Here is a 12301-nt window from a genome sequence, read left to right on the forward strand (position 1 = left end):
TGGACGGGGACGACGCGATCTCGCCCCCCGATATCCTGCACCCGAAAAGCACGACGCCCGCAGTTTTTTTCCTGCGGGCGTCGGATTGCATCAGATCATGCGCGACAGCGGCGAGCCGCTCAGCTTTCGACCACGTCCAGATAATCGCTCGGATGCGTGCGGTCTTCCGCGGCCTTCATCCCGACCGCGCGAGCCAGCAGGCTCACGACGATCGCGACCACCAGGTTCACGATCAGCGACCACACCGCCGCATAGCCCGGAATCGCCATGCCGAACAGGTGGAGCACGAAGATCGAGCCGTGCAGCTTCAGCGAAATCGCCATCCACGTGCCGGTGATGATGCCCGCCGCCCAGCCGAGCAACAGGCCGCGATGGTCGAGCACGCGCGTGTAGAGGCCCAGCACGATCGCCGGCAGCGTCTGGATGATCCAGATCCCGCCGAGCAGCTGCAGCTGGATCGCATAGGTGAGCGGCAGGCCGAGAATGAACGCGACCGCGCCGACCTTGACGATCAGCGACACCATCTTCGCGACATTCGTCTCCTGCTCGTGGGTCATCCCGCGATTGACGAACTCCTTGTGGATGTTGCGCGTGTACAGGTTCGCCGCCGCAATCGACATGATGGCGGCCGGCACCAGCGCGCCGATGCCGATCGCCGCGAACGCGACGCCGACGAACCACGACGGGAAGAAATGCAGGAACAGCGCCGGCACCGCGAAGTTCGGGCCGAATGCCTTGAAGTACGGCACGAACTCGGGCATGTCCTTCACGCCGGATGCGAGCGCCATGAAGCCGAGCAGCGCGAGCAGGCCGAGCACCAGCGAGTAGGCCGGCAGCATCGCCATGTTGCGGCGGATCGTATTGCCCGACTTCGACGACAGGATCGCGGTGACCGAGTGCGGATACAGGAACAGCGCGAGCGCCGAGCCGACCGCGAGCGTCGCATACGCGCTGTAGCCGTTCAGGCTCGCGACGTCGGGCGCCTTCAGCAGCAGCTTGGCGGGCGGCACCGCCGCGAAGATGTGGCCGAAGCCGCCGAGCTGCGGCGGAATCACGATGATCGCCGCAATGATCGTCGCGTAGATCAGCAGGTCCTTGACGATCGCGATCATCGCCGGCGCGCGCAGCCCCGACGTGTACGTATACGCGGCAAGAATCGCAAACGCGATGATGAGCGGCAGGTCGCCGACGAAGCCGGTGGTGTCGAAGCCGAGCGCGCCGATCACCACTTCGATACCGACCAGCTGCAGCGCGATATACGGCATCGTCGCGACGATGCCGGTCACCGCCACCGCAAGCGCCAGCGAGCGGCTGCCATAGCGCGCGCCGACGAAGTCCGCCGAGGTCACATAGCCGTGGCGCTTTGCGACGCTCCACAGCTTCGGGAACACCACGAACGCAAACGGGTAGATCAGGATCGTATAGGGCAGCGCGAAGAAGCCCGTCGCGCCGGCGCCGAACACGAGCGCGGGCACCGCGACGAACGTGTAAGCGGTGTACAGGTCGCCGCCGAGCAGGAACCACGTGACGACGGTGCCGAAGCGCCGGCCGCCGAGGCCCCACTCGTCGAGCCTGGCGAGGTCGCCGCGCCGCCAGTGCGCCGCGACGAAGCCGAGGATCGTGACGCCGATGAACAGCAGGACAAAGACGAAGGTTGCGACCGGATTCATTGTGCGCCCCCTTGCGGCCGGCCCGCCGACGGCTTTTTGGTTTTCACGTACACGAGCGCCGTGATCACGGCGCTGATCAGCACCCACAGCAGCTGATACCAGTAGAAAAACGGAAAATCGAACAGCGTGGGTTCGACCTTGTTGTACGACGGCACCCAGATCATTGCTATCCAGGGCAATACCAGCAACCAGAGCCAGTGGCGGTTCCCTTTATTCGCGTCGGCGTTTTGAGCCATGACGTCTCCTTGTGTTCTATTACATTGCGCCCCGCGGTAGACGGGTGGCGAGCCCGCCTGCGGATAGCCCGCGGGTACCCCGAAAATCTTCAGAAGAGTATAGGAGGGGCGAACGCCCGGTCAAGCCGGGGCGACCCCGAGGCGGTCCGCACGGCAAGACGGCGTGCGTCGCCGGGCGGCGCCCGCCGCCCGGGCCGGCCTGCGGGCGCATGCCAGCGACATGTCGACGGCATGCCGACGACCCGCCGCCGCGCGCCCGCGGAACCGGCGTCGGCCGGCGGGCGGGGCTCCCGCGCGCGCTAGATCGAGAACAGGCCGTCGCGCTCGCCCGCGCTCTGCCGCAGGCCCTTGACCCACTTGCGCGCGGGCAGACCGAGTTGCGCCTCGATCAGCTTCGCGCGCGCGTCGAGCGCGGCATACGGCACGGCCAGCGGCGGTCCCGAGAACGCCAGCGCGACGCGATTGCCGTCATGCACTTCGGGCAGCGCGACGACGCGGCCATCGAACGCCTCGGCGAGACGCTTCATGTTGCGCACGAAGCTCGGATGATCGCCGAACAGGTTGATCGTGGCGATGCCGGCCGGCGCGAGGCAGGCGCGCGCCGCGCGATAGAACGCCACGCTGTCGAGTACCGGACCGCGCGCCGTCGCGTCGTAGACGTCGATCTGCAGCGCGCCGATCGTCCCGTGCTGCGCCCGGTCGCTGACGAAGTCCCACGCGTCGGCCTCGTGCACCGTGAGGCGCGCGTCGTCCGGGGGCAGTTCGAACATCGTGCGGGCCGCGACCAGCACGGCCGGGTTCAGCTCGACCGCCTCGACTTTCGCGCGCGGCAGGAAGCGGTACGCGAACTTGGTCAGCGCCGCCGCGCCGAGGCCGAGCTGAACGATGCGCCGCGGCGTTTCGAGAAAGAGCAGCCACGCCATCATCTGTTGCGCGTATTCGAGCTCGATCTGATCGGGCTTGCGCAGCCGCATCGCACCCTGCACCCACTCGGTGCCGAAGTGCAGATACCGCACGCCGCCTTCTTCGGAGAACGTGACCGGCGCGAAGCGGGGCTTGCGCGGCGTATCGAGCCGGGGGGCGTCATCGGCCTGTGCGTCGCGCCGCGCGCGGGCCGTTTTCGGTCGACGGGCGGACGAAGAGGCGTCGCTGCTAAACGCGCGCGCCTCCGCAGAGGCGCGCCGGATAAGTTGGGTCATGTAAGAAGTCCGCGCCAGAGGCGCAATTTTTGATCGAACGAGAGCATAGCATTGGCCGGGCTCGACGAAGGCAGCACAAGTGTCTCGTAGCCCGCGGCGCCGATTACGCCGGCAAATCGCCCCGCCGTCTTGCCATTGAAGCAGACCTTTTTCAGCGACGGCGCATGCTCGCGCAACGACGCGAAGTCGTTCGGCTGGGCGTGGCGGATCGCTGAGTCGAGACTGCCTTCGCGATGGCACGCGTCGAGGACGTCCCAGATGCCGATGCCGTGCGCCAGCACGCGCGTGAGCCGCGCTTCGTAGGGCGCGTCGTGGAGCGAAGGTTCATCAAGCACCGCGCCCAGCAACCGCCAGAACTGGTTGCGCGGATGCGCATAGTATTGTGCGGCCGCGAGCGACGCCACTCCGGGGAAACTGCCGAGTATCAGCGTATGAGTGTCGCGCGCGACGACCGGGGGAAAGCCGCACAGCATCAGCGCGGCACCTTGCCGCCGCGCGGCGCGTCCGGGACGCTGGCGCGCGTGGCGCGAGGACCGGCGGGCGACGCGCCGGCGCGCGGGCGCTCCGCATGCGCGCGCGATGCCGTATGGTCGAGCGGCCGCGCGTGGTCGCGCGCCTGCGCACGCGGCCACGCGTGCGCGCCCTCGCCGTCGCGCGCGAGCCGCGTCCACAGCGACGGCAGCATGCACTCGGTCACCATCAGCGGCGCGCCGAGACGCCCGAACACCGAGCGGCGCGCGACGAGCGCATGCGCCGGCACGCCCCCGGCAGCCTGCGCGGCGAGCCGGTACAGCGGATGCCGCGCGGTCAGCCGGCGACTCACGAGGCTCGAGCGCGCGACACTGCTGTCGCTGTACAGCAGTTCGGCGAGCGGCCGGTTGCGCAGCCGGCGCATGGCCTGCCAGACGCCGCTGCTCGCGACGAGCGGCGTGATGCTATGCGCGGCCACCACCGCCACGCCGTCGACCGACAGCACGACTTCGCGCACCCACACCGGCGCGCGCGGCGCGAGGTCGAGCGCCGCATGCTCGTCGGCCCAGGCCGGCGCGACCGCTTCGCGCGTCACGCGCACGTCGACCGCGCCAAGCGTGCGCAGATGCGCGGTCAGCGAACCGCCGCGCGTAAGCCAGTCCTTCTGGCAGGCAGTGAAACCAGGCAGGGGCGCGACGCGCCAGTGCGCATCGGCCGCGTCGAAACGGATCAGCATGGGGAGCGATTATAGCGGGACAGCCCGCAGCGCCGCCCCGGGCATCGCAGACCCACAGGGCAAAACGCAAAGCGCAAAACACAAGGCACAAAAAAAGCGCTGCCCGTGGCAGCGCCTTTTGTGCGGACGACGTGCGGCCCGCAAGACTTGCAGTCCGCAAGACGTCCTGGCCGCGATACGTCCGGCCCGCGATACGTCGCGACGCGCGGCGCGCGCCGCCCGCCCTTAGCCCGCGCGTGCCAGCAGCAGCGCGTTGGTGCGCTTCACGAAGCTGGCCGGGTCTTCCAGCGCGCCGCCTTCGGCAAGCAGCGCCTGATCGAACAGCAGATGGCACCAGTCGTCGAAGTGCACGCCGTCAGCCTGCAGGCCCTTGACGAGCGCATGCTCCGGATTGACCTCCAGAATCGGCCTGAACGACGGCGCCTGCTGGCCGGCGGCCTTCAGCATGCGCTGCAGATAGCCGCTCATTTCGCCGTCGTCGGCGACGAGGCACGACGGCGAATCGGTCAGGCGGAACGTCAGCCGCACGTCCTTCGCCTTGTCCTTGAGCGCCTCCTTCATCTTCTCGACGAGCGGCTTGAGCGCTTCGCCCACTTTCTCCTGCTCGGCCTTCTCCTGATCGTCCAGCGCGCCGAGGTCGAGGTCGCCGCGCGCGACGCTTTGCAGCGGCTTGCCGTCGAACTCGTTGAGGAACGACAGCATCCACTCGTCGACGCGGTCCGTGAGCAGCAGCACCTCGACGCCCTTCTTGCGGAACACTTCGAGATGCGGGCTGTGGGTCGCGGCCTGCCAGGCGTCCGCGGTCACGTAATAGATCTTCGACTGCTCGGGCTTCATCCGCGCGACGTAATCGGCGAGCGCGACGGTCTGCTCGGCCGAGTCGTGATGCGTCGACGCGAAGCGCAGCAGCTTCGCGATGCGCTCGCGGTTCGCGAAGTCCTCGCCGACGCCCTCTTTCAGCACCTGGCCGAATGCCTGCCAGAAGGTCGCGTACTTCTGCTTGCCGGCCTCGTCCCCGGCGTTCGCCAGTTCTTCGAGCATCGACAGCGTGCGCTTGGTCACGCCGTCGCGAATTGCCTTCACGTCGCGGCTTTCCTGCAGGATTTCACGCGACACGTTCAGCGGCAGATCGCTCGAATCGACCACGCCCTTCACGAAGCGCAGGTAGTTCGGCAGCAGCTGTTCCGCGTCGTCCATGATGAACACGCGCTTCACATAGAGCTTCAGTCCGCCGCGATGATCGCGGTTCCACAGGTCGAACGGCGCGGCCGACGGCACGTACAGCAGTTGCGTGTACTCGCTGCGGCCCTCGACGCGGTTGTGCGTCCACGTGAGCGGGTCCTGATGGTCGTGCGCGATGTGCTGGTAGAACTGGCGATACTGCTCGTCGGTGACTTCGCTCTTCGCGCGGGTCCACAGCGCGCTCGCCTGGTTGACGGTCTCGTCTTCGTCCTTCGTGACCATCTCGCTCTTTTCCGCGTCCCACTCTTCCTTCTTCATCAGGATCGGCAGCGCGACATGATCCGAATACTTCTGGATGATCGAGCGGATCCGGTGCGACGACAGCAGTTCGTCCTCGTCGGCGCGCAGATGCAGCGTGATGCGCGTGCCGCGCGGCGCGCGCTCGATCGCCTCGACCGAGAAATCGCCCTCGCCGCCGCTCGTCCAGCGCACGCCCTCGGAGGCCGGCAGCCCGGCGCGGCGCGTCTCCACGGTGATCCGGTCGGCGACGATGAAACCCGAGTAGAAGCCCACGCCGAACTGGCCGATCAGCGCCGCGTCCTTCTGCTGGTCGCCCGACAGCTTGCCGAAGAACTCCTTCGTCCCCGAGCGCGCGATCGTGCCGAGGTGCGAGATCGTCTCGTCGCGGCTCATGCCGATGCCGTTGTCGTCGATCGTGATCGTGCGCGCATCCTTGTCGTACGACACGCGGATACGCAGGTTCGGATCGTTCTCGTACAGCGCGTTGTTCGCGATCGCCTCGAAGCGCAGCTTGTCGGCCGCATCCGATGCGTTCGAAATCAGCTCGCGCAGGAAAATCTCCTTGTTGCTGTACAGCGAATGGATCATCAGGTGCAGAAGCTGTTTGACTTCCGCCTGAAAGCTCATGGTTTCTTGTGCCATGGTCCGTCTGTCCTCGTTCGTGAATGATGTGCGGCGCGGTGCGGGTCGGCGGCCCGGCCTCCGGTCGGGCCGGCGCGACGGTCGCGGTGCGACCTCGCGGGCGCCAGCCCGGGGGCCGCCGCCCGCGTCGAGCGGGGAGATGGGGGCCGCCACTCGAAATTCAAGAGGGAAAATATTGGGGCAGGGATGCGCAGCCGCAGCGGCCGGGCCGGCCGGGCCGGAGCGCGGCCCGATTCCGGGGGGCATGCCCGCCGGGTATCGCCGGGTATCGCCGGGTATCGCCGGGTATCGCCGGGTATCGCCGGGTATCGCCGGGTATCGCCGGGTATCGCCGGGTATCGCCGGGTATCGCCGGGTATCCCCAGGTATCGCCGGGCCTTGTCGCGCGGTTCGGTCGTCCCTGTGTCCATTGTGACAAGCAAACCGGGACCCAACCGGGCAAGCCCCGGCAACCTCCATCAGTCGGCGCACTCCGGCAGGCGCACCCGCCGCGCGACCGAGTCCAGATAAGCGCCGAGCACCCCCGGCAACGCCGGATCGCCGCAGTTGGCCACGTTAAAGCGCATCCAGCTCGACGGCGACTGCTGCGGCGAAAACAGGCTGCCAGGCGTCAGCAGGAAACCGGCTTCGTGCGCGGCGGCCGCGAACGCGCTCGCATCGACGCCGGTGTCGGCCCACAGGAACATCCCCGCGCCCGGCGCCTGGAACAGCCGCAGGCCGGTGCGCTCCAGCATCCGCGCGGCCTTGTCGCGCACGCCGTCGAGCCGCGCGCGCAGCCGCTCGACGTGACGCCGGTAGTGCCCTTCCGTGAGGATCTTGTACAGCACGCGCTCGTTCAGCTCCGGACTCGTCATGCCGACCAGCATCTTCTGGTCGGCCAGCGCATTCGCCACGCCGGTCGGCCCCGCGATGAACCCCACCCGCAGGTTCGGCGCGAGCGTCTTCGAAAAACTGCCCAGATAGATCACGCGCCGCAACTGGTCGAGGCTCGCGAGCCGCGTGGCCGGATAGCCCGGCGGACACAGGTCGCCGTAGATGTCGTCCTCGACGACGATGAAATCGTAGGTCTGCGCCAGCTGCAGGATGCGAAACGCCTGCGATGCGGTCAGCGAGGTCCCGGTCGGATTCTGCAGCACCGAGTTGATCACCAGCATCTTCGGCCGCCAGGTCTGCACGAGCGCCTCGAGCGCGTCGAGGTCCGGCCCCTGCGGCGTGTACGGCATGCCCACGAGGCGCGCCCCCTGCGAGGCGAAGCGCCCGAACATCTGAAACCACGCCGGATCGCCGACGATCACCGCGTCGCCCGGCTGCACGAAGATGCGCGCGATCAGATCGATCGCCTGAGTCACGCCGGAGCACATCACGATCTGCTCGGGCGCCGCGCCGATCTCCTGCTCCTCGAGCCGTGTCTGCAACTGCACGCGCAGCGGCAGGAAGCCTTGCGGCGTGCCGAGGCGCAGCATGTGCGCCCCCGCCTGGCGGCCGAGCGTGCGCAAAGCGCCGGTGATCAGTTCGCCGTCGAGCCAGCGCTCCGGCAGGTAGCCGAGTCCGGGACCGCGCTCGGGCTGCGTCGACGGATGCAGCATGTTGCGCAGCAGCCAGACCACGTCGATCGTGCTCGGCACGGGCGCCGCCTCGGTGCGGCGTCCGCCCGGCAGCGGCACGGCGAGCCGCTCGCGCACATAGAAGCCGGAGCCGCGGCGCGACTCGAGATAGCCCTGCGCGACCAGACGCTCGTACGCCTCGACCACCGTGAAGCGCGACACGCTCTTGTCCACCGCCAGCTTGCGGATCGACGGCATGCGCATGCCCGCGCGAAACACGCGCTCGTCGATACGCCGCCGCGCCCACTGCACGAGCTGGTCGACGAGCGTCAGCGCGGCCGTATCGTGCGGCGCAGGAATCAGATCGGGAGGAACGGACATGCGAGGCCTCAACTGTACCGAGCACTATGTGGCCGATTGTACCGTTACTGTGCAGGTCGATGACGCTACATTCGTAGCGTGTCGCAGGCCGCCCGCCTGCGGCAGCCGGATCTGCCGCGCCGTGGCGCCGTGGCGCTGTGCCGCCGCCGGCCCCGCGCGGCGCCGGAGCGCCTCTTTGCGCGCGCCGCGCCGCATCCACCGTCCTGCCCCGCTCCCAGCCATGACCGTCTCTTCGCTTCGCCTCGACCATCTCGTGATTGCCGCGCGCACCCTCGACGAAGGCTGCGCGTACGTCGCCGACACGCTTGGCGTCGCGCCGTCGGGCGGCGGCGCGCATCCGCTGATGCGCACCCACAACCGCCTGCTGAACCTGTGGGGCGGGCTATACCTGGAAGTGATCGCCATCGACCCGGACGCACCGCCGCCCGCCGAGGGTGCGGTCCGTCCGCGGCTGTTCGCGCTCGACGCGCCGCACACGCAGGCGCGCGTCGCCGCCGGCCCGTACCTCGCGCACTGGGTGGCGCGCGTCGAGCGTCCGAAGGACCTGCGCCGCTGGCAGGCGCAGTACCCGCAGCGTCTCGCGCCGGTCGTGCCGATGACGCGCGGCGCGCTCGGCTGGGGCCTCACGGTGCCCGACGACGGCGCGTTCCCGGCGTGGCAAGGCGTCGGCGACGGGCTGCTGCCGTCGCTGATCCAGTGGGACACGCCGCGCCATCCGTCGGCCAGCCTGGCCGACGCGGGCCTTGCGCTGAAGGCGCTGCACGGCGTCCATCCGCGCGCGCAGGCGCTCGCCGAGCCGCTGCGCTGGCTCGGCGCCGCCCACCTGATCGCGCTGTCCACCGCTTCCGACGCCGCGGCCGCTCCAGCGCTCGCGGCCGACATCGAAACCCCAGCCGGGCTGCGTGTGCTCCGGTGACGGTAGCGCCGCCCGCCGGCGGCGTACACGGCGCGCGAACGACAAACTCGCGCATAATTGACGTTTTTCGAAGACGCCGGCCCGAGCCGGCCCCCCGTTGAGGACATCATGGATCAAAGCGACCTTCAAGCCCCGTCGTGGCAACTTTCCGAACGCGCGCGCAAGCTCACCAGCTCGGCGATTCGCGAAATCCTGAAAGTCACCGAGCGGCCGGAGGTCATTTCGTTCGCGGGCGGCCTGCCGTCGCCGGCCACGTTCCCGGCCGAACGCATGCGCGAGGCGTCCGACCGGATCCTGCGCGACACACCCGCCGCCGCGCTGCAGTACAGCGCGACCGAAGGCTATCTGCCGCTGCGCGAGTGGGTTGCCGCGCGCCACTCGGTCAATGGCGCGCAGATCCGCGCGTCGCAGGTGCTGATCACGACCGGCTCGCAGCAGGCGCTCGACCTGCTAGGCAAGGTGCTGGTCTGCCCGGACAGCCCGGTGCTGGTCGAAACGCCGACCTACCTCGGCGCGCTGCAGTCGTTCTCGATGTACGAGCCGCGCTACGTGCAGGTGCCCACCGACGACCGCGGCCTGATCCCGGACGCCCTCACGCCCGCGCTCACCGCCGGCGCACGGCTGCTGTACGCGCAGCCGAACTTCCAGAATCCGACCGGCCGGCGTCTGCCGGTCGAGCGCCGCCGCGCTCTCGCCGCGCTCGCGCAGCGCGCGCCCTTCCCGATCATCGAGGACGATCCCTACGGCGCGCTCGACTACGCCGGCGAGCCGCTGCCGACGATGCTGTCGATGGCGCCCGGTCACATCGTGCACCTCGGCTCGTTCTCGAAGGTGCTCGCGCCCGGTCTGCGGGTCGGCTACATCATTGCGCCCGAAGACCTGCACTTCAAGCTGGTGCAGGCCAAGCAGGCCACCGACCTGCACACGCCGAGCTTCACGCAGCGCATCGTGCACGAGGTCGTCAAGGACGGCTTTCTCGACACGCACGTGCCGACCATCCGCGCGCTCTACCGCGACCAGTGCGACGCGATGCTCGCCGCGCTGGCGCGCGCGATGCCCGAGGGCGTGAGCTGGAACCGGCCGGAAGGCGGCATGTTCATCTGGGTGAAGCTGCCGCCGCAGATCGACAGCATGAAGCTGCTCGAACAGGCCGTCGCGCAGAATGTCGCGTTCGTGCCCGGCGGCCCGTTCTATGCGAACGACGCGCAGCACAACACGCTGCGCCTGTCGTTCGTGACGGTGCCGCCCGCGCGCATCGAAGAAGGCGTCGCGCGCCTCGCGGCGCTCGTGCGCGCGCATCTCTGAGTGCCCGTTTCCCTTTGAACCCTCGACAAGGACTCCCGTCATGTCTCAAGTGAATGTGTATGACACGCTCAAGGCGCTCGGCATCGCGCTGCCCGCGGCCGGCGCGCCGGCCGCCGCTTACGTGATGAGCGCGCAAAGCGGCGACACGGTGTATCTGTCGGGCCATATCGCCAAAAAGGACGGCAAGGTCTGGGCCGGCAAGCTCGGCGATACGCTCGGCACCGAAGAAGGCAAGGCCGCCGCGCGCGGCGTCGCCATCGATCTGCTCGCAACGCTGCATGCGCACGTCGGCGACCTGAACCGCGTGAAACGCGTCGTCAAGCTGATGAGTCTCGTGAACTCGACACTCGCGTTCACCGAGCAGCACCTCGTCACGAACGGCGCATCGGAGCTGATGGTCGAGGTGTTCGGCGAGCGCGGCAAGCATGCGCGCTCGGCATTCGGCGTCGCGCAGATTCCGCTCGGCGCATGCGTCGAGATCGAGCTGATCGCCGAGGTCGAGTGACGCGGTTCCCGGCCGCGGCGGAAACGCCGCAACCGCCGGGGCAGCGCGTCCATCACGCGTCGCCGGGTGCCGTTGCGCCCGCGGCGCGTTTTTTTTCGGCGAGCCGCCCGCGCACGCACACCCGCACGGGTACGCGCGCGCGTGGCGACCGGCCTATTGCCGTGACCACAAAAAGAGAATAAAAAAATAAATAAAAATAGTGTCGGTACAGTGGCCGGCAGCCCCGCCACACAGTAGAATCGGCCGATCTGTCCACATAGGGATAAATCGATCCCATGTCCGCCCGCACTGTCCGCTTCAAACAGGTCGACGTATTCTCCACGGTCCCGTTCAAGGGCAACCCGCTCGCCGTGATTTTCGACGCGGACGGCCTCGACACGGCCCAGATGCAGGCCATCGCGCACTGGACCAACCTGTCCGAGACCGCCTTCGTCCTGAAAGCTAGCGACCCGGCCGCGGACTATCGCGTGCGCATCTTCACGACACACGGCGAATTGCCGTTCGCCGGCCATCCGACGCTCGGCACCGCGCATGCGCTGATCGACAGCGGTTATCAGCCGAAAACGCCCGGCCAGCTCGTGCAGCAGTGCGGAGTCGGCCTCGTCGCGCTGCGCGCGCAAGCGGACGGCACATGGGCGTTCGCCGCGCCGCCCGCCCGCATGACGCCGCTCGACGCGCCTCACTATGCGGCGCTCGCCGCCGCGCTGCGCAGCGACGCGATCGACTTCGACGCCGCGCCGTGCGCCGTCGATAACGGCGCGCCGTGGCTCGTCGTGCGCGTCAAGTCCGCCGATGCATGTCTCGCGCTTGATGCGGATTTCGCCGCACTCGCCCAGGTGGCCGCGTCGGCGGGTACCCACGGGCTCGCGATCTACGGTCCGCATCCGGCCGGCGGCCCGGCGACGTTCGAGATGCGCTGCCTGATGTCCGGCGGCCAGTTCGCCCTCGGCGAGGACCCGGTCACCGGCAGCGCCAATGCGGCGCTCGCCTGCCTGTTGAGCGCGCAGCAGCGCCGGCCCGGCGCGCACTACACGGTGCGCCAGGGGACGGCGCTCGGCCGCGCCGGTCAGGTGTCGGTCGCGTACGACGATGCGGCCTATACGGTCTGGATCGGCGGCCCGAGCGTCACGGTCGTCGACGGCACGTTTCGTCTGCGCTGAAAAGGATGTACGCGCGTGCAGCAGTCAATGCCGCATGCATGGAATCGACGGGTG

Annotated in this window: 11 protein-coding genes; 4 read left to right on the forward strand and 7 right to left on the reverse strand. The window is 68.7% G+C overall.

The window, feature by feature from the left end; translation table 11 throughout:
- Nucleotides 1–119 precede the first annotated feature (119 nt).
- The 7 genes from mctP to AC3AP7_RS11605 form a co-directional block, all read right to left on the reverse strand.
- Nucleotides 120–1670 carry a monocarboxylate uptake permease MctP gene (mctP, locus tag AC3AP7_RS11575; RefSeq protein WP_475762904.1) on the reverse strand — a complete coding sequence of 517 codons (1551 nt, stop codon included), beginning with the start codon at nt 1668–1670 and terminating at the stop codon, nt 120–122.
- Nucleotides 1667–1906, reverse strand: a complete 240-nt coding sequence (locus AC3AP7_RS11580) for a DUF3311 domain-containing protein (protein WP_475762902.1) — start codon at nt 1904–1906, stop codon at nt 1667–1669. The genes mctP and AC3AP7_RS11580 overlap by 4 nt, the downstream gene beginning before the upstream one ends.
- Before the next feature lie 299 nt (nt 1907–2205).
- Nucleotides 2206–3105, reverse strand: a complete 900-nt coding sequence (locus tag AC3AP7_RS11585; protein WP_475762900.1) for a class I SAM-dependent methyltransferase — start codon at nt 3103–3105, stop codon at nt 2206–2208.
- Nucleotides 3102–3578, reverse strand: coding sequence for a DNA-deoxyinosine glycosylase (locus AC3AP7_RS11590; RefSeq protein ID WP_475762898.1), 477 nt, complete (start codon nt 3576–3578; stop codon nt 3102–3104). The genes AC3AP7_RS11585 and AC3AP7_RS11590 overlap by 4 nt, the downstream gene beginning before the upstream one ends.
- A complete protein-coding gene (locus AC3AP7_RS11595; protein ID WP_475762896.1) occupies nt 3578–4312 on the reverse strand; it encodes a chorismate--pyruvate lyase family protein in 735 nt (244 codons plus the stop codon). The genes AC3AP7_RS11590 and AC3AP7_RS11595 overlap by 1 nt, the downstream gene beginning before the upstream one ends.
- Nucleotides 4313–4537: 225 nt before the next feature.
- Nucleotides 4538–6436, reverse strand: coding sequence for a molecular chaperone HtpG (gene htpG / locus AC3AP7_RS11600; protein WP_475762894.1), 1899 nt, complete (start codon nt 6434–6436; stop codon nt 4538–4540).
- A gap of 458 nt (nt 6437–6894) precedes the next feature.
- Complete coding sequence (locus AC3AP7_RS11605) at nt 6895–8361, reverse strand: aminotransferase-like domain-containing protein (protein ID WP_475762892.1); 1467 nt, start codon at nt 8359–8361, stop codon at nt 6895–6897.
- A 220-nt stretch (nt 8362–8581) separates the two neighbouring features.
- On the opposite strand from AC3AP7_RS11605, the gene AC3AP7_RS11610 reads away from it, so the two are divergent.
- The 4 genes from AC3AP7_RS11610 (at nt 8582) to AC3AP7_RS11625 (ending at nt 12247) form a co-directional block, all read left to right on the forward strand.
- Nucleotides 8582–9277, forward strand: coding sequence for a VOC family protein (locus AC3AP7_RS11610; RefSeq protein WP_475762890.1), 696 nt, complete (start codon nt 8582–8584; stop codon nt 9275–9277).
- Nucleotides 9278–9385: 108 nt separating this feature from the next.
- Entirely contained in the window at nt 9386–10582 is a 1197-nt protein-coding gene (locus AC3AP7_RS11615; protein WP_475762888.1) for an aminotransferase-like domain-containing protein, read from the forward strand.
- Between the two features lie 40 nt (nt 10583–10622).
- Complete coding sequence (locus tag AC3AP7_RS11620) at nt 10623–11087, forward strand: RidA family protein (RefSeq protein WP_475762886.1); 465 nt, start codon at nt 10623–10625, stop codon at nt 11085–11087.
- A gap of 275 nt (nt 11088–11362) precedes the next feature.
- Complete coding sequence (locus tag AC3AP7_RS11625) at nt 11363–12247, forward strand: PhzF family phenazine biosynthesis protein (protein ID WP_475762884.1); 885 nt, start codon at nt 11363–11365, stop codon at nt 12245–12247.
- Nucleotides 12248–12301 lie beyond the last annotated feature (54 nt).

The sequence above is a fragment of the Paraburkholderia sp. PAMB 6770 genome (assembly GCF_057748135.1).